The following is a 17,391-nucleotide window of genomic DNA, read 5'->3' as shown; positions in this document are numbered from 1 at the left end:
TAAAAGTAATCACAAAAATACTCTCCGTAGTGCAAACTCGGGTGTCATGACCTCAAGCCTCCCCCTGCTTGCGGCCGCCTCGCTCCTCGCCGGGCTGCTGAGCGCCCCGATGACCGGCGTGACGGCCACCTGGCAGACGGCCGCCGAGTCCGGGCAGCGGGCCCTGAACATCCCCGTCCGCCCTCTCACCGCGAAAGTCGCGACGCCCGGCATGCCGGACGTCGTCGAGCGCACGATCGCTCCCACCGCGTCGGAGCGAAAGCGCGTGCTCGGCTACTGGACCCCCCGCCGGATGGCCTCGGCGCTCCCCGTCGACCGGCTCTCGAAGGCCACCGGGTTGCTCGGGCGGCTCTTCGCCCGAGCCGGCCGGGGGGTCGCCCCCCAGCGGAGCCCGAACGGCGCCGCCGCACGCACCTCCGGCGCCCGCTGGACCTCCGGCGGGATGGTCGAACGCACCACGGGGCGGGTGTTCCTGACCATCAAGGGCAGTGACTTCGTGTGCTCGGCGAGTTCGGTCAGGAGTGCCAACAGGGATCTGGTCGTGACCGCCGGTCACTGCGTCAAGGACGGCGCCGGCGCCTGGGCCGACAACTGGACCTTCGTCCCCGGCTACTCCCAGGGCCGCCGCCCGTACGGGCAGTACACCGCGCGCCGCATGTTCGTCGCGGGTCCCTGGTCGCGTGGCGGCGACGACAGCCACGACATCGGCATGGTCGCGGTCAACACCGGTGACGGCAAGCACCTCGGCGACGCCGTCGGCGGTCAACAGATCGCTTTCGGCACCCCCAGAGGGCGCCCCAGCAGCGGTTTCGGCTTCCCCGCCGACTCGCCCTACGACGGCGAGCACCTGGTCTACTGCGCGGGCACGCTCCGCGACGACCCGAACGGGCAGACCGGCGACCAGGGGATGCGCTGCGACATGACCGCCGGATCCAGCGGGGGCCCGTGGCTGAGCGGCTTCGACCCCTCCACCGGCCGCGGCACGATCGTCTCGGTCAGCAGTTTCAAATACAGCGACGACCACGGCACCATGTACGGCCCCTACTTCGGCGACTCGGCCAGGGAGCTCTACGCCGTGGCCGCAACGTCATGACACCGGCGGAAGGAGCACGGGGCGAGACGGCCGAGGCGCCCGCGTCTCCGGTGGGAGGAGCGCGGGTCTCGTCGACGCCGGAAGCCGTGACCGGTTCGGAGGGCCGTCACCGGCGAACCGGCCGCGGGACACCGCGACCGGGGCACCGGGGCGGGCTCAGAGGGTCAGGCCGGTGAGGACCATGACCTTCTCGTAGGTGAGGTCGGCGATGGCCGAGCGGATGCCCTCGCGGCCGACGCCCGAGTCCTTGACCCCGCCGTAGGGCATCTGGTCGGCGCGGTACGACGGCACGTCACCGATGATCACTCCGCCGACCTCAAGCTCCCGGTTGGCCCGGAAGGCGACATCGAGACTGCGGGTGAACACCCCGGCCTGCAGGCCGTACTTGGAATCGTTGACCGCGGCGAACGCCTCGTCCACGCCGGACACCGTCTGGACGGTCAGCACGGGGCCGAAGACCTCCTCGCAGGAGACCTTGGCGTCGGCAGGCACATCGGCGAGAACCGTCGGTGCGACGGTCGCGCCGTCGCGGGTGCCGCCGGTCAGCAGGCTGGCACCGGCCGCGACGGCCTCGCCGACCCACTGTTCCACGCGCTCCGCGGCCTCGACCGACACCAGCGGGCCCACCTGCGTCTTCTCGTCGGCGGGGTCACCGACGACCAGGGCCTCGACGGCCGGGACGAGCCTGGCCACGAAGTCGTCGTGCACCGACGCCTCGACGATCACCCTCTGCACGGCGATGCAGCTCTGACCGGCCTGGTAGTTGGAGAACAGGGCGATCCGCGAGGCGGCCCAGTCGAGGTCGGCGTCGGCGAGGACCACCGCGGCGGCGTTGCCGCCGAGTTCCAGGGTCACGTGCTTGCGCGGGACCGCCTCCAGGATCGCGTACCCCACGGGAGCCGACCCGGTGAAGGAGACGACGGGCAGGCGCGGGTCCTCGACCAGTCCTCCGGCGCGGTCGTTGGGCACCGGAAGCACCGAGAACATCCCCTCCGGCAGGTCGGTCTCGGCCAGGATCTCGCCCAGGACCAGCGAGGAGACCGGCGTCGCCGGGGCGGGCTTGACGATGATCGGGGCGCCGACCGCGATCGCCGGGGCCACCTTGTGCGCCACCAGGTTGAGCGGGAAGTTGAACGGGGTGATGCCCAGGACCGGGCCGTGCGGGACACGCGAGATGTAGGCGAGGCGGCCCGCGGAGGCGGCCTCGGTGTCCAGGCGCATGGTCTCGCCGCCGAGGCGACGGGTCTCCTCGGCCGCGAACCTGAAGGTGGAGATCGCACGGCCGACCTCGCCACGGGCCCAGAAGATCGGCTTGCCGTTCTCCTCGCTGATGAGGCGGGCGATCTCGTCGGCGCGCTCGGCCAGGCGGCGCGAGACGTGCGCCAGGGCGTCGGCGCGCACGTGGATCGGGAGCGCGGCCGCCTCCTTCCGCACGGCCGCCGCGGCGGCTACGGCCTCCTCGACCTGGTCGGCCGTCGGCACGGAGCAGACGGCGACGACTCGGCCGTCATGCGGATTGGTCACGGTGAGCTCGGCGTCGCCTGTGGCGGGGCGGCCGGCGAGCCAGAAGGGGCGCACGTCCATACCTCGACGCTATGTCACCTGCGCCGATGTGGTCTTACTCCACTCCGCACAAGATCCCGGTACCGCTACACCTTTCCGGCCAATAGTCCGTTCACTCCAGCCCTGTAACGAAAAGAGGGGCAATCGGGGATATTCCTTACATGGCGCCGGTTTAAATGATCTTCATCATGGCTAAGTCACCGAATGAACACTCAGAGCGGAAGGGCGTGGGCGCATGACCTCCTCGGCGCCGCGCGGCCTTCAGGGCGCGTATCTCCTCGGTGAACGGGCCTCACACGACGAACTGCGCGCCAGGCTGCTCGACGTCGCCAGCCAGTTGCTGGTCACCATCGGTCCCGAGAGCCTGTCGATGCGCCGCATCGCCACCGAGGCGGAATGCTCGACAACGGTCATCTACACCATGTTCGGCAGCAAGGAGGGCCTCGCCGAGGCTCTGTACCTGGAAGGCTTCGAGCGCTTCCGGCGGCGCCTGGAGGCCGTGCCCCCGCGCAGGGACGCCCTGGAGCACCTCACGGCGCTCGGCCCCGCCTACCGGGAGGCCGCGCTGGACGAGCCCGGCTACTACGCCCTGATGTTCGAGCGCGCGATTCCCGGCTTCGTACCGAGTGAGCGGGCCAGGACCCTGGCCCGCGCGGCGCTGAACATCGTCGACCGGGTGATCGCCGACTGCATCTCGGCCGGGTACATCGTCCCCACCCAGCCCAGGAAGATCGCCGATGCCGTGTGGGCCGCCGCCCAGGGCGCGATCAGCCTGGAACGTGCCGGGCACCTGCGCGACAGCAGCACCTACGACACGGTCATCCAGGCCGTCATCTCCCGCTACCTGGTCGCCGACGTCTCCCGGGCGTGACCGGCTCCCCGGCCTCCCCGGCCTCCCCGTGGGCGGAGCCCCGCCCCGGCTCGCCGAGCGGACCCGTCACCCGGCGACGGCCAGGGCGATCCAGAGTTCGGCACGGGCCGCCGGGTCGTCGAGGTCACGGCCAACGAGTTCGGCGACCCGGCGCATGCGGTAGCGCAGGGTGTGACGGTGCACCCCGAGCCGCTGCGCCGCCGCGTCCCAGTGGCCGTTGCAGTCCAGGTAGACCCGGAGGGACTCCAGCAGATCCGCGCGCGAGCCGTACTTCCTGAGCGGGGCGAGCAGCGCCGCGGAGAACGCCGCCGCCGCCTCGGAGTCGAGCAGGCAGAGCAGTCCCCGGCCCGCCAGATCGGCGAAGCGCATCACCGGCACGGCACCGCGCCTGGCCGCGGCGAGCGCCTGGTCGGCCTGGTCGAGTCCGGTACGCAGATCGTCGAGACCGGCGGGATCGCCGACCCCGACGGGGCCGTGCTCGCCGAGTGCCGCCGCCACGGCATCGGCCCGCGAGGCAGGGACGAGCAGGACCACCCTGTCACCGCCGGTGTCGCCGCCGGTGTCACCGTCGGCCGCCGCGAACTCGTCACCCGCGGCCTCCAGCACCGCCTCCCGCTCACCGGCGCAGGCGATGGCCACCAGCGGCCCGGCGGGAAGCCGCTCCCCCAGCCGCTCCAGCGTCTCGCACCCGGCGTCCAGCTGCCCGGCCAGCAGCAGCCGCAGCACCGCCGAGCGGACCCGGCGCTCGGCGGCCAGGTACTCCCTGCCGTGCTCGGCGGCGAGCGTCAGCAGGGAGCCGGCGGCGTTGACCACGGTGTGCGCGACCGGGGTGAAGGGCCGGCCGAGGCCGACGGCGAGGAATCCCCTGACCCGGCGGGCCCCGAACGGTTGCACGATGACGTGCTCCCTGGGCGAGGAGAGGGCCACGCTCGCGGGCGCGCCACGTTTGGTGATCTTTCTCAACCGCTCCAGCTCGGGGCCGAGGTCGTCGGCGGCGCCGGCCGAACCCCGGCCCGCCGCGTGCCGCACGGCCCCCGCCTCGTCGAGCAGGACCGCCCAGCCGCCCAGCTCGCGGGCCAGGCGGTCGATCACCGCGCGAGGCCCCTCCGGGCGCAGGGCGGCGCGGGTGAGACGGCCCTGGGCGGCGAAGGCGCGGCTGAGCTCGTCATACTGCTCCGCGGCGAGCAGTTCGCTGACCACCTTGCCGATGGCGACGAACGGGGTGTCGCGCGGCACCTCGAGCAGCGGCAGCCCCGCCCGGGTGGCGGCCTCGACCAGTTCCCCGGGGATCGTCTCGTGCCCGAGCCCGACGCCGAATCCGAGACCGGCGACCTCCCTGCCGACCAGGCGCTCGACGTAGGACGCGGCGTTGCCGGCGTCCAGGCGCATGCCCGTGGTGAGGACCAGTTCCCCGCCCTCAAGGAACGGGGTGGGATCCTCCAGTTCGCTGACCGCCACCCAGCGCACCGGCCGGTCGAGCGCGTCTCCACCGGCGAGCACGCCGAGCCCGAGCGGCGACCGCCGTACGACGGTGCGCAGCGTCGGCGCCACAGCCACCCCCGTTTTGTACGTTACGTCCACTGTTCCCCGTCAATTTTGACATAGTGCATCATCGGCACACCGACATCCACCACATACCTTCACATCATGAGCACCGTCACCGAGGGCGGCCCCTCGCTTCCGCAGGAACGCCGCATCGTCACCGAGATCCCAGGCCCGAAGTCCCGTGAGCTGTTCGCGCGCAAACAGGCCTCCGTACCACCGGGCATCGGCACCACACTGCCCGTCTTCGTGACGCACGCCGGAGGTGGTGTGGTCGTCGACGCCGACGGCAACTCCCTGATCGACTTCGGTTCCGGCATCGCGGTGACCAACGCCGGCAACGCCGCTCCGCGCGTCGTCGAGCGGGTGCGCAAGCAGGTCGCCGACTTCACGCACACCTGCTTCATGATCACGCCGTACGAGTCGTACGTGCAGGTCGCCGAGAAGCTCAACGAGATCACCCCCGGCGACCACGAGAAGCGCACCTTCCTGCTCAACAGCGGCGCCGAGGCCGTGGAGAACGCGGTCAAGGTCGCCCGCCAGGCCACCGGCCGCCAGGCGGTCGTCGTCTTCGACCACGGCTACCACGGCCGGACCCTGCTGACGATGACGCTGACCGCCAAGAACATGCCGTACAAGCACGGCTTCGGCCCGTTCGCCCCCGAGGTCTACCGGGTGCCGCTGGCCTACCCGTTCCGCTGGCCCTCGGGCCCGGAGAACTGCGCCGAGGAGGCCGCCGCCCAGGCGATCGACCAGATCACCAAGCAGATCGGCGCGGAGAACGTCGCCGCCGTGGTGATCGAGCCGATCGCGGGTGAGGGCGGCTTCATCGAGCCCGCCAAGGGCTTCCTGCCGAGGATCGCGGAGTTCTGCCGGGAGAACGGCATCGTCTTCATCGCCGACGAGGTGCAGACCGGTTTCTCCCGTACCGGCGACCTGTTCGCCTGCGAGGACGAGGGCATCGTGCCCGACATCATCGTCACCGCCAAGGGCATCGCGGGCGGCCTCCCGCTGTCCGCGGTCACCGGCCGGGCCGATCTCCTCGACAGGGTTCACGTGGGCGGTCTGGGCGGCACCTACGGCGGTAACCCGCTCGCCTGTGAGGCGGCACTGGGCGTGCTGGAGACCATCGAGGCCGACGACCTGACCGGAAAGGCCCGCCGCATCGGCGAGACCATGCTCCCCCGGCTGCGCGCCATGGCGGAGCGGAACCCGGTGATCGGCGACGTACGCGGCCGAGGGGCCATGATCGCCATCGAACTGGTGGTTCCCGGCACCAAGGACCCGCACCCCACGGCGGCGGGCGAGATCGCCAGGAGGTGCCACGCCGAGGGCCTGCTCGTGCTGACCGCGGGCACCTACGGCAACGTGCTGCGCTTCCTGCCGCCGCTGGTCATCCCCGACCACCTGCTGGAGGAGGGGCTCACCATCCTGGAGAAAGCCATAAGCGAGGTCTGACGGTTTAGATACCACCAAATAGGGCACCCGGCTTGATGCTGAGTGCCCTATTTGCCGTTATACGGCCTGCAGGTAGGCCGTGATTTAACCACCGCTTGACACCTACCACAACGGTCACGGGCCGTGATCGCGTTATAACAGTTCCGATATGAAAGTGCTCGATCGCCACAGGAAACGTGTCGACATCCTCCCCACGGCCGAGCCGCGGGAGAGAACCAGGGGTCTCCACGCTGGAGGAATTCAAGATGAGTTGGCGGCCGGCCAGAACGGCACACGGCACGATGACCTTCGACCCCGAGGGGCTGACCCGCACCCAGCGTGAGGGCGACGCCTGCGTGGCATGTCACAAGAAGTGGCCCCGCCCGCGCATCAGGATCGGCCGCCTTCCGGACGGCAACGCCCTCTTCGCCTGCCCCGAGTGCGCGGAGGCACTGCTGCCGCAGCAGGACGACGCCCACTCCCTCCCTCGCCACGTGGCCTTCTCCTAGCCCTCCGACGACCTCCGACCCCGCGCCGTCCCGAGGAGTGGACCGTTCGGGTAGCTTCTCCAGCATCGGCGCGCTCGTCCGGCGCCACGGTCACTTCGACGCGTGCGAGGACGCGGTGCAGGAGGCGTTGCCGGCCGCCACCCTGCAGTGGCCCGGCGAGAGCGTACCGGACAATCCCCGCGGCTGGCTGATCACGGCCGCCTCCCGCCGGCTGACCGACGAGCTGCGCAGCGAGTACGCGCGCACCCGCAGGGAGACCCTGGTCGCGACGCGGACGCCCGCGGACGAGTTCCGGTCGCCCGCCGCCCGCGCCGGCTACCGGGAGGCCGCGCGCCGTACCACCAGCCTTCCCGAGCAGCGCTATCTGGAGACCCGGGCCGCCCGGCTGGCGCAGGCGGAACGGTAACGGCTCGCAGGAGGGCGCGGCGCGTCAGGCCGACAGGAGAGCCGGGGTGGTCTGGTCGCGCATGCCCCACGGCGAGCCGTAGGCGTTGAGCAGTTCCAGGAAGGGCACCGCGTCGAACGCCTCGGGGCCGAGCACCCCGGTGCCCGACCAGGCACCGGTGGCCAGCAACTCCAGGGCGACCACCGGGTGCACCGCCGTCTGCCAGACCACGGCCTGGCAGCCGTACTCCCGCATCGACCACTCGTTGTCGACCACGTGGTAGAGGTAGACCTCGCGCGGCCGCCCGTCCTTGCCCACGCCCTTCACCCAGGTTCCGGCGCAGGTCTTGCCCCGCATCCGGTCACCGAGCGTGGCCGGGTCGGGGAGGCTGGCCGCGACCACATCGCGCGGCGAGGTCTCGACACCACCCACCTTGATCTTGCCCACCTTGTCCAGGCCCAGCTTGTGCAGGGTCTTCAGGACTCCGATGAACTCCTCGCCGAGACCGTACTTGAACGTCACCCGCCTGGCGTCGATGTAGCGCGGCACGAGGAGCACCTCCTCGTGCTCGACATTGACGCACTCGACGGGCCCGATCCCCTCGGGGAAGTCGAAGACCTCGGGCTCACTGAACGGCTCGGTGGTGTGCCAGTCACCGTCCTCCCAGACCACCGGCGGGTTGAGGCACTCCTCGATGGTCGTCCAGATGGAGAAGGTCGGCGCGAAGTCATAGCCCTCGACCACCAGGTTGGAGCCGTCGCGGATACCGATCTCCTCGATGCTCTCGAAGAGGTGCTCGGCGGCGTAGCGCGCGAAAACGTCGGCCAGCCCAGGTTCCACACCCATACCGACCAGCGCCAGCCCGCCCCGCTCCCGCCATGCCTCGCCGAGGGCGAACTGCTCGTCGCCGAGCTTCACCCCGGTCAGCTCGTACGGTCTGCGGGGATGGGGGCGTGACAGCGACATCGCCATGTCGAGGTAGTGGGCTCCGGCGTTGAGCGCCGCCTCGAACAGGGACATGGTGAAGCGGGGGTCCACCGCGTTGAAGAGCACGTCGCAGCGGTGCTCGGCGAGGGCGGCCTCGACCGCCACCCGGTCGGAGGCGTCCAGCCCGATGGCACTGAAACGCGGGTCCGCGATCCTGGCCACCACGGCGGCGGCCCGGTCCTGTTGAGAGTCGGCGACCACGATGTGTTCGAAGAAATCTCGGCGTGCGGCGATCGGGACGACGGCGGAGCCAACGCCGCCCGCTCCAACAAGAAGGATTCTCATGGCGACTAGCCTACCCACTGACTGGTCGACCAGTCGATATTAGGAGCATGATTTTCCCACTGAATCCATCGTCAAAAACGATCAGAGCAACGAAAAACGCAGCTTGTCGCCGAGAGCGCAGACATAGCAGGGTAGAGGGAACATCGCGGAGCCTCCTCCCGCGGCGAGGAGGCGACCAGGTGTGGCCTCAGTCGGAGATTCGGGGCTTTCCAGGTTCCGGGGACGCTCGGAGGCTCTTCCAGCGCTCCGCCCAGTCTGCGTAGCCGGTGCACTCCCCGCCCTGGCCGCCGCAGTCCCTCGCCGGGCGGGCGGCGAAGAGGACGTCGCGCAGCCGGCGGTCGTCACGCACGTGGTAGGCCTCGCACATCCGGCGGGCGCGCCCGCCGCAGGCCTCCGGATTGGCCGGGGCGAGGCCGGTCCAGGCCGCGGCGGGGCGCTGCGCCCGCGCCGAGCTCATCCAGTTCAGCCACCGGTAGGCGCAGTTCGGGCTGGCCGGCTTGGCCGCGAGCATCCACGAGTCGACCCACCCTGTCGCCGGGCCCCCCTTCAGCACCTTCATCGGCCGGCCCGCGCGCTGGAAGAGGTCGAGGTGGTAGGGCAGGACCTGGGCGATCCGCACCCGCTCCGCCGACAGTGCCCTGACCAGGTCGAGCGAGCCGTCCCAGTAAACCCGGCCGGGGCCGTCGCCCTCGGCGAGGAGCTTCATCGCGGCGTCGAGCTGGGCGGGGGTGAGCTGGAACGGATCCTTGATCTTCAACTCGGGGCGCGTCCCCTTGAGGGCGAGCGCGGCGTCGGCGATGCTCAGCGGGCTGTTCCTGATCGCCGCCGGAGCCGCCCCGTAGAGGGCAAGGGGTCCCCGCGGCCCGTCCCCTGCGCGGACCACCTGGTTCACCCCCCACAGGTAGGGAATGCCGTAGACCTTGCCGTCCTCACGCAGACCGGGCAGCTCGCGCAGGCGCTTGGGGATCCGCCTGTAGTCAGCGACCAGCGCGGTGTCGAGCGGCGCGACCTTCCCCTGCTCCACCAGCAGACCGGCCAGGTCGGGGGCGGCCGAGAGCACGTCGTAGCCGCCCCTGGCGAACCTGGCGGCCATCTCCTCGCTCGTCCTGACCCGGTCGAGCTTGACGACGCAGCCGCTCTCCCGCTCGAAGGGCGTCAGCCAGTTGACCCGCGAGCTGACCCCGCCGTACTCGACGTACCCCTGGAACGTGAGCACCTGGAGCATGCCCTCGCCCTTGCCGATGGACGCCGACGGCGCCGGGCTGGAGGTGGCTCCGGACGCGGAGCCGGACGTCGCGACGGGCGTGGCGGAGGGCGTTGGACTCCACACCGACTGGGCCGCGCTCGCGGCCCCCGCCTGGGCCAGGGTGGCGAGCGCCAGGCCGCCCGCCCCCAGCACCGCCCCGAGACGCGCGCGACGGAGCCTGTCCCTGCCCACGAGGTTTCCTCCCGACGTCGCCACCGACCTGCCCGGGAGCCTACCGGCCATCCCCGGCCTCCCGCGGTCCGTTGGGGGGTGTGCCCGGTTCCCACAGGCCAGGCGTGGGCGAGCCCCGCCCCGCGGCAGAGGTGTCAGAGCGCGCGTGAGGCCCGCGTCCCGGCAGGAGGGACACGGGCCTCACGGTTCAGGGGCCAGTGGCGGGGCGCCTGCTCCCTACCGGGAACCTCCCGCTCGATGTTCGATATGGGACCACTAGCCGTTGGTGGGGAAGCCGAGGTTGACGCCGCCGTGGCTCGGGTCGAGCCAGCGGGAGGTGACGACCTTGCCCCGGGTGTAGAAGTGCACGCCCTCGGTCCCGTGGACATGGGTGTCGCCGAAGAGCGAGGACTTCCAGCCACCGAAGCTGTAGAAGGCCATCGGCACCGGGATCGGCACGTTGATGCCGATCATGCCGACCTCGACCTCGTTCTGGAAGCGCCGGGCCGCGCCGCCGTCGTTGGTGAAGACCGCGGTGCCGTTGCCGAACTCGCCGCCGTTGATCAGCTCCAGGCCCTCCTCGTAGGAGGAGACCCGGACGATCGCCAGGACCGGGCCGAAGATCTCCTCGGCGTGCACCCGCGAACCCGCGGGCACGTGGTCGAGGACCGTGGGCCCCAGCCAGAAACCAGGGCTCTCCTCGGCGGCGCCGCCGCCCAGGATCGGGGTCCGGCGGCCGTCCACGACGAGCTTCGCCCCCTCCGCGACGCCCAGCTCCACATAGGAGGCGACCTTGTCGCGGTGGACCTCGGTGACCAGGGGCCCCATCTGGGAGGCGGGGTCGTCGCCGGGGCCGACGGTCAGCGCCGCGACCCTGGAGACGATCCTGTCGACCAGGTCGTCCCCGACCGGGTCCACGGCCAGCACGACGGAGATCGCCATGCAGCGCTCGCCGGCCGAGCCGAAGCCCGCCGAGACCGCGGCGTCGGCGACCAGGTCCAGGTCGGCGTCGGGCAGCACCAGCATGTGGTTCTTGGCGCCGCCGAGCGCCTGGACCCGCTTGCCGTGACGGGTGGCGGTCTCATAGACGTACCGGGCGATGGGCGTGGATCCGACGAACGAGACCGCGCGCACGTCCGGGTGCTCCAGCAACCGGTCCACCGCCGTCTTGTCGCCCTGGACGACGCCGAAGACGCCGTCCGGCAGCCCGGCCTCCGTCCAGAGCCGGGCCATCAGCAGCGAGGCCGAGGGGTCCTTCTCCGACGGTTTGAGGATGAAGGCGTTACCCGCGGCGATCGCGATCGGGAACATCCACATCGGCACCATGGCCGGGAAGTTGAACGGGGTGATCCCGGCGACCACGCCCAGCGGCTGCCGGATCGAGTAGGAGTCGACCCGGGTGGAGACGCCCTCGGAGAAGCCGCCCTTGAGCAGGTGCGGGATGCCACAGGCGAACTCCACGACCTCCAGGCCGCGGGCGACCTCGCCCAGCGCGTCGGAGTGGACCTTGCCGTGCTCGGCGCTGATCAGCGCGGCGAGCTCGTCGCGGTGGGCGTACATCAGCTCGCGGAAGCGGAACAGCACCTGTGAGCGCTTGACCAGCGAGGCGTCCCGCCAGGCGGGCCAGGCCGCGACGGCGGCGGCCACGGCCGTGTCCACCTCCTCCACCGAGGCGAGGTGGACCCGCCCCGTGACCTCTCCGGTCGCCGGGTTGAAGATCTCGGAGGTGCGGCCGGAGCCCTCGACGAGGGCTCCGTTGATCCAGTGGGTGACGTTCTTCACGAGGCGACCTCGGCGTTGACGGTTTCGAGCACACCGAGGATGATTCCGAGGCCCTCGGCGGCCTCCTCCATGGTCAGGGTGAGCGGCGGGGCCATGCGGAGCACGTTGCCCCGCAGCCCGCCCTTGCCCGCCAGCAGGCCGGCCTTCCTGCTCTCCTCCATGAACCGGTTGGCGAGCGCCGGGGAGGGCTCGCCCGTCGCCGGGTCGACCAGCTCGACGGCGAACATCAGGCCCCTGCCGCGGACGTCGCCGACGATCGGCAGGCGCGGCGCGGCCTCGCGGAGCCCGTCGATGATCAGGGCGCCGGTCCTGGCGGCGCTGGCCTGCAGGTCGTGGTCGAGGACGTAGTCCAGGGTGGCGTTGGCCGCGGCCATGGAGATCGGGTTGCCGCCGAAGGTGGCCAGCCCGACGGCGTGGAGGTTGTCCATCAGGTCACCCCGGGCGACGACGCCGCCCACCGCGAAGCCGTTGCCCAGCCCCTTGGCGAAGGTCATCATGTCGGGCGTGACACCGTGGTTCTGGATGCCGAAGAAGGCCGAGCCGGTACGGCCCCAGCCGGTCTGCACCTCGTCGGAGATGAACAGGATCCCCTCGGAGTCGAGGACCTCCTGGTAGGCGGCGAACAGCCCGTCGGGGGCCATGGTGAAGCCGCCCACGCCCTGGATCGGCTCGGCGATCAGCGCCGCCACGTCGCTGGAGACGGCGGTGGAGAGCACGTGGCGCAGGTCGTCGACGCAGGCCTCGATGTAGCCGGCGTCGGACAGGCCGCGGAACTGGGCGAGGTGCCGGTCGGCTCCGTGCAGGAAGTGCACGTTCAGCGGCGACAGCGAGTTGTTCTTCCAGGAGCGGTTGCTCGTGACGCCGACCGTGCCGAAGGAGCGGCCGTGGTAGCTCTGCCGCATGGCGAGCACCTGGTCGGACTTGCGCGCGTAGGTCGCCAGCAGCAGCGCGGCCTCGTTGGCCTCGGTGCCGGAGTTGGTGAAGAAGACCTTCGCGTCCTGGATGCCGGATAGCCTGGCGATCTTCTCGGCCAGCTCGATCTGACCGCGCAGCAGGTAGACCGTGGAGGTGTGCACGACACCGGTGGCGAGCTGCCGCTCCACGGCCTCCCGCACCTCGGGCACGTTGTACCCGATCATGTTGGTCAGAATGCCCGCGAAGAAGTCGAGGTAGCTCCTGCCCGACGCGTCGACTACCCGGTTGCCCTTGCCTGAGACGATCTCGATGGGCTCGTCGTAGTAGAGAGCCAGCCAGTTGGGCATTACCGCGCGATGGCGCGCAAGGAGGTCCGACATACATCGAGTATCGCCGCTCAAGGCCACCACCTCATACCGACAACATGTCGGCACATAGCCGATAAACCCATCAGACTGTAAGGTCGGTACGCCCATGCCGGCGGCCGACCCGCCCAGCCCGCCGGGGCGGCGGCCGGAGAGCCCCTCAGCCCTCGGTCTTCACCAGATCGGCGTCCGAGGCGGCCGTGACCACCGGCGCGGGCCGCAGCACCAGGAACGCCAGCGTGGCGGCGGCCAGCGTGAAGGCGACTCCCACCCAGGAGCCGAACGACATGGCGGAGACGAACGCCTCGCGCGCGGTCTCGATCACCCCCGGATCCCCCAGCCGCAGCGCCTCTCCGATCGACTCCCTGGCGACGGCCGGGGCGTCCGCGGGCATCGACGAGGTGTAAACCCCGGCCAGCACGCTGCCCAGCACGGCGATGCTCAGCGCCATGCCGACCTGCTGAACCGTGTCGTTGAGCGCCGACCCGACACCGGCGTGCGCGGGCGGCACCGCGCCCATCAGTGTCGCATAGGCCGCGGGACCCGCCAGGCCGCCGCCGATCCCCATGAGCATGAGACCGGAGATCAACATGCCGTACCCGGTGTCGGCGGTCATGAAGGCGAGCACCCCGAAGCCGGACGCCATCACGGCGAGGCCGACGGCGACCAGCACCCGGTTGCCGACCTTCTGCCCCAACCCGGCACCGACCCCGTTGAACAGCGCGGCGGCCACGGCGTACGGCAGCAGCGCGAGACCGGCCCGCATGGGACCGTAGCCCAGCACGAACTGCAGGTACTGGGTCAGCATCAGCAGCAGCGCGCCCGTGCCGAACGACATCAGCACGATCGAGAACGAGGCGCCGCTGAAGTTCCGGTTGCGAAACAACTCCAGCGGGAGCATCGGATGGTCCGACCTGAGCTCCCAGATCACGAACGCCCCCAGCGCGACCACCGCCACGCCGGCGGCGACCAGCGACTCCGCCGAGGTCCAGCCCGCCGTCGGGGCGGAGACGACCACGTAGACCAGGGCGCTCATGCCGGCCGTGGACAGCACCACGCCGAGCGGGTCGAGCCTTCTCGCCGGACCACGCGACTCGGGCATCAGCAGCACCGCCGCGACGACGGCGACGATCGCGACGGGCACGTTGAGCAGGAAGATCGATCCCCACCAGTAGTGTTCCAGCAGGAAACCACCCAGCGTGGGACCGGCGATCACACCGACCATGGCCACCGCGCTCCACGCGGCGATCGCCTTGCGGCGCTCCTCCTCGTCGAAGACGGTGATCAGGATCGACAGGGTGCTCGGCATCAGGATGGAGCCGCCGACGCCCATCAGCGCGCGGGCACCGATCAGGTGCCAGGGCTCGGTGACCAGCACGGCGACCAGCGAGGCACCGCCGAACAGCAGCAGACCGATGATCAGGAAACGCTTACGGCCGTAACGGTCCGACAGGCTGCCCGAGGTGAGCAGCAACCCGGCGAAGACCAGGACATAGGCGTCGATGATCCACTGGATGTCCGCGGGGGTGGCTCCCAGGTCGACCATCAACGCCGGGATGGCCAGGTTCAGGACCGTGTTGTCCACCACCAGGACCAGCAGGCTCAGACAGAGCACTCCGAGGATCCACCAGCGCCTCGGATCGCGTTCGGCTCGTACAGTGTTCGATTTCACTCGCACACTGTATGACAAGCTCGCACGGTGTACTACCGGATTTATGCTTGGAGCGTGAAACAGCACTTCAGCTCCGTCTGGACGCGCGAGCCGCGCGCCGCCAAGAGCCCGGGGCTCGATCGCGCGCAGATCGTGCGCGAGGCGATGGCACTGCTCGACGCCGAGGGGCTGGACGCACTGAGCATGCGCCGCCTGGGCGCCAGGCTCGGCTCGGGGGCCACCAGCATCTACTGGCACGTGGCCAACAAGGACGAACTGCTGGAGTTGGTCCTCGACGAGGTCTACGGCGAGCTGACGGTCCCGAACACCCAGGAGAGCACCTGGCGCGACTCCGCCTCCTCCTTCGCGTACAGCATGCGCCAGGTGCTCTTCAGGCACCCCTGGGCGATCAACCTCATCGGGACCATCCCCGGCATCGGCCCCAACGCGATACTGCTGATGACCCGGCTCGTCGCCACCTTCGACCACGCCGGGTTCCGTGGCCTCGACCAGGACTACGCCGCCTCGACGCTCATAGCCTACGTGGCCGGGGTCACCATGCCCGAAATCTCCTGGCGGACCATGATGGAGCAGACGGGTCTTGAGTCCAACGAGCTGAACGCGGCCCTCCATCCGCTGGTGGAGAAGGCCGCGGCGGACCACCCCGGACTTGCCGCCCGCTACGCCGAGTTCCGGGAGGTCGACGTCGAGACCACCAAGGCGCTCAACTTCGAGTTCGGCCTGACCTGCCTCCTCGACGGCCTGGAGGCCCGCCTGAACCGCGCGGCCTCGGCGGACCCCGGCACACCGCCCCTGCGGCCGGGCATCCATTAGCGATCTCCTATCCTGTGAAGACGGCGCCGCGGGCCCGATACCGCAGGGACGCGGATGGCAGGTAAACAGCATGTAAAAGAGGGGCCGCGCGTACTTACATTCTGATCAGATACTCTCTGTGCGTGCTCCCTACAGTCGCCGACGTCCTCGCCCTGGACACCGTTCGCCGGGGCAATCCACAGGTCGTAGCGGGGGCTGACCGACTGGACAGCCGGGTGCGCTGGGTGCATGTGGGCGAGGTCACCGATATCGCCCACCTGCTACGCGGAGGCGAGCTCGTGCTCACCACCGGCATAGCCTTGCCCGACGCCCCCGAGAAGCTCGCCAACTATGTCGCCGAGCTGGCCACCGTGGGTGCGTCGGGGCTGATCGTGGAGCTGGGCCGCAAGTTCGTCAAAGAGCTGCCCCGTGCCGTGATCAACGCCGCCGAAATGCACGGCCTGCCCCTGGTGACCCTGGCGATGGAGACGCCGTTCGTGCAGATCACCGAGTCGGTGCACGCCCGGATCATCGACATCCAGCTGGAGGAACTCCGCGCCTCCAAGCAGTTGCACGAGGTCTTCACCGAGCTGTCGGTCGAGGGCGCCTCCCCCGCGAGGGTGCTCGGCCAGGTCACCCGGCTGTCCGGACGCCCCGCGCTGCTGGAGAACCTCGCCCACCAGGTCCTGGCGTGCGACACCGCCGGACGTGACACGGGTACGCTCCTGGCCGGCTGGGAGACGCGCTCCCGCTCGGTGGCACCCCACCCGCGGACCGCCTACGACGCGGCCTCAGGCTGGCTGGTCACCATGGTCGGCGCCCGGGGCCAGGACTGGGGCCGGCTGATCCTGCTCTGTGACACCGAGCCAGGACCGCACGACATCGTGCTCGCCGAACGCGCCGCGACCACCCTCGCTCTGGGCCGCCTGCTGGAACGTCACCAGGAGTCACTGGAGCGTCAGGCACATGGCACGATCATCACCGGAATCCTGACCCACGCGTACGCCGACCCCGAGGAGGCCGCGGCCCGCGCCCGTGCGGTCGGCGTGCCGCTCACCGGTCGCAGGCTCATGAGCGTGGTGCTGCGCCTGGCCGAGTCGGCGGAGAAGCCGATGGACAGCCAGGAGCAACTCGCCCAGCTCGCCGAACTGGGCGACGCGGCCGCCGCCGCCTGCCGGGAGGCCCGCCTTCCCGCCCTGATCGGCGCCCTGGACCAGAACCGGGTCGGCGTCCTGCTCCCCCTGCCACCGCGCGTCCTCCCCGAATCCGCGCTGACCATGCTCGCCGACCACCTGCGCACGGCCTTCACGACCCCCTTCGTCCTCGCCGCGGGTTCCGTGGTCGAGTCGGTCCGCGACGTGCGGCGGAGCTTCCTGGAGGCCGAGCAGGTCGCCGACGTGGCCGTCAGGCAGCCCGACGGCCGCGCCTTCTACCGGCTCCCCGACCTCCGTCTGCGGGGCCTGCTCCACCTCCTGCGTGACGACGCCCGGCTGCAGACCTTCGCCGAGCGCGAGCTCGGCCCGCTGCTCGCCCACGACGCCCAACGTGGCGGCGATCTCACCAGGATCCTCCGGGTCTACCTCAACGCGGGCCGCAACAAGGCCCTCGCCGCTCAGCGGGCGCATCTGTCACGCCCCGCCTTCTACGACCGTCTCCACAGGTTGGAACGCGTCCTCGACACCGATCTGGACGATGTCGAGTCCTGTCTCTCCCTCCATGTCGCCCTGCTGGCGCTGGAGTCCTTCCGGAGAGACAATCCCCGCCCCTGAAAGGTCC

The 17,391-nt window shown here is 70.6% G+C and carries 14 protein-coding genes; 7 read left to right on the top strand and 7 right to left on the bottom strand.

Going from position 1 to position 17,391, the window contains the following annotated elements:
* Positions 1–46: 46 nt before the first annotated feature.
* A complete protein-coding gene (locus tag ACQP0P_RS12090) occupies positions 47–1,093 on the top strand; it encodes a trypsin-like serine peptidase (RefSeq protein WP_433374960.1) in 1,047 nt (348 codons plus the stop codon).
* Positions 1,094–1,249: 156 nt separating this feature from the next.
* On the opposite strand, the gene ACQP0P_RS12085 is transcribed toward ACQP0P_RS12090, so the two are convergent.
* Positions 1,250–2,677: an aldehyde dehydrogenase family protein gene (locus ACQP0P_RS12085; RefSeq protein WP_433374957.1), complete on the bottom strand. Its 1,428-nt coding sequence runs from the start codon at positions 2,675–2,677 to the stop codon at positions 1,250–1,252.
* Between the two features lie 214 nt (positions 2,678–2,891).
* Between ACQP0P_RS12085 and ACQP0P_RS12080 the strand changes: the two genes are divergently transcribed.
* The gene (locus tag ACQP0P_RS12080) at positions 2,892–3,527 is read left to right on the top strand and encodes a TetR/AcrR family transcriptional regulator (protein WP_433374954.1); all 636 of its coding nucleotides are present in this window, start codon (positions 2,892–2,894) and stop codon (positions 3,525–3,527) included.
* Between the two features lie 66 nt (positions 3,528–3,593).
* Here the strand turns inward: ACQP0P_RS12080 and ACQP0P_RS12075 are convergent, their stop codons facing one another.
* Positions 3,594–5,084: a PucR family transcriptional regulator gene (locus tag ACQP0P_RS12075; RefSeq protein WP_433374951.1), complete on the bottom strand. Its 1,491-nt coding sequence runs from the start codon at positions 5,082–5,084 to the stop codon at positions 3,594–3,596.
* A 90-nt stretch (positions 5,085–5,174) separates the two neighbouring features.
* On the opposite strand from ACQP0P_RS12075, the gene gabT reads away from it, so the two are divergent.
* The 3 genes from gabT (at position 5,175) to ACQP0P_RS12060 (ending at position 7,421) form a co-directional block, all read left to right on the top strand.
* A complete protein-coding gene (gene gabT / locus ACQP0P_RS12070; protein WP_350952200.1) occupies positions 5,175–6,527 on the top strand; it encodes a 4-aminobutyrate--2-oxoglutarate transaminase in 1,353 nt (450 codons plus the stop codon).
* A 245-nt stretch (positions 6,528–6,772) separates the two neighbouring features.
* Positions 6,773–7,015, top strand: coding sequence for a hypothetical protein (locus tag ACQP0P_RS12065; RefSeq protein WP_350912754.1), 243 nt, complete (start codon positions 6,773–6,775; stop codon positions 7,013–7,015).
* A gap of 37 nt (positions 7,016–7,052) precedes the next feature.
* Positions 7,053–7,421 (top strand): hypothetical protein, encoded by a 369-nt coding sequence (locus ACQP0P_RS12060; RefSeq protein WP_433374947.1) that lies wholly within the window; start codon positions 7,053–7,055, stop codon positions 7,419–7,421.
* A 24-nt stretch (positions 7,422–7,445) separates the two neighbouring features.
* On the opposite strand, the gene ACQP0P_RS12055 is transcribed toward ACQP0P_RS12060, so the two are convergent.
* From ACQP0P_RS12055 to ACQP0P_RS12035, 5 genes are all read right to left on the bottom strand, one after another.
* Positions 7,446–8,672: a saccharopine dehydrogenase family protein gene (locus ACQP0P_RS12055; RefSeq protein ID WP_433374945.1), complete on the bottom strand. Its 1,227-nt coding sequence runs from the start codon at positions 8,670–8,672 to the stop codon at positions 7,446–7,448.
* A 187-nt stretch (positions 8,673–8,859) separates the two neighbouring features.
* Positions 8,860–10,161 carry a hypothetical protein gene (locus ACQP0P_RS12050; protein ID WP_433374943.1) on the bottom strand — a complete coding sequence of 434 codons (1,302 nt, stop codon included), beginning with the start codon at positions 10,159–10,161 and terminating at the stop codon, positions 8,860–8,862.
* 204 nt (positions 10,162–10,365) lie between these two features.
* On the bottom strand, positions 10,366–11,871 hold the full coding sequence (locus tag ACQP0P_RS12045) for a CoA-acylating methylmalonate-semialdehyde dehydrogenase (protein ID WP_433374940.1): 1,506 nt from the start codon (positions 11,869–11,871) through the stop codon (positions 10,366–10,368).
* Positions 11,868–13,166 carry an aspartate aminotransferase family protein gene (locus ACQP0P_RS12040; RefSeq protein WP_433374937.1) on the bottom strand — a complete coding sequence of 433 codons (1,299 nt, stop codon included), beginning with the start codon at positions 13,164–13,166 and terminating at the stop codon, positions 11,868–11,870. Before ACQP0P_RS12040 ends, ACQP0P_RS12045 begins: the two co-directional genes overlap by 4 nt.
* A 145-nt stretch (positions 13,167–13,311) precedes the next feature.
* A complete protein-coding gene (locus ACQP0P_RS12035; protein ID WP_433374934.1) occupies positions 13,312–14,823 on the bottom strand; it encodes an MFS transporter in 1,512 nt (503 codons plus the stop codon).
* Positions 14,824–14,877: 54 nt separating this feature from the next.
* On the opposite strand from ACQP0P_RS12035, the gene ACQP0P_RS12030 reads away from it, so the two are divergent.
* Entirely contained in the window at positions 14,878–15,636 is a 759-nt protein-coding gene (locus ACQP0P_RS12030) for a TetR/AcrR family transcriptional regulator (RefSeq protein WP_433374932.1), read from the top strand.
* Positions 15,637–15,758: 122 nt separating this feature from the next.
* Positions 15,759–17,384: a PucR family transcriptional regulator gene (locus ACQP0P_RS12025; RefSeq protein WP_433374928.1), complete on the top strand. Its 1,626-nt coding sequence runs from the start codon at positions 15,759–15,761 to the stop codon at positions 17,382–17,384.
* The last annotated feature ends 7 nt before the right edge of the window (positions 17,385–17,391 follow it).

It is taken from the genome of Streptosporangium sp. CA-115845 (assembly GCF_050943795.1).
GTDB lineage: Bacteria > Actinomycetota > Actinomycetes > Streptosporangiales > Streptosporangiaceae > Streptosporangium.
This window is presented reverse-complemented; position numbering and strand designations above follow the sequence as displayed.

What these genes read in the sequence shown, in the direction of transcription:
- ACQP0P_RS12090 (WP_433374960.1), top strand. Translation starts at nt 47, where the DNA reads ATGACCTCAAGCCTCCCCCTGCTTGCGGCCGCCTCGCTCCTCGCCGGG.
- ACQP0P_RS12085 (WP_433374957.1), bottom strand. Translation starts at nt 2,677, where the DNA reads ATGGACGTGCGCCCCTTCTGGCTCGCCGGCCGCCCCGCCACAGGCGAC.
- ACQP0P_RS12080 (WP_433374954.1), top strand. Translation starts at nt 2,892, where the DNA reads ATGACCTCCTCGGCGCCGCGCGGCCTTCAGGGCGCGTATCTCCTCGGT.
- gabT (WP_350952200.1), top strand. Translation starts at nt 5,175, where the DNA reads ATGAGCACCGTCACCGAGGGCGGCCCCTCGCTTCCGCAGGAACGCCGC.
- ACQP0P_RS12065 (WP_350912754.1), top strand. Translation starts at nt 6,773, where the DNA reads ATGAGTTGGCGGCCGGCCAGAACGGCACACGGCACGATGACCTTCGAC.
- ACQP0P_RS12055 (WP_433374945.1), bottom strand. Translation starts at nt 8,672, where the DNA reads ATGAGAATCCTTCTTGTTGGAGCGGGCGGCGTTGGCTCCGCCGTCGTC.
- ACQP0P_RS12050 (WP_433374943.1), bottom strand. Translation starts at nt 10,161, where the DNA reads ATGGCCGGTAGGCTCCCGGGCAGGTCGGTGGCGACGTCGGGAGGAAAC.
- ACQP0P_RS12040 (WP_433374937.1), bottom strand. Translation starts at nt 13,166, where the DNA reads ATGTCGGACCTCCTTGCGCGCCATCGCGCGGTAATGCCCAACTGGCTG.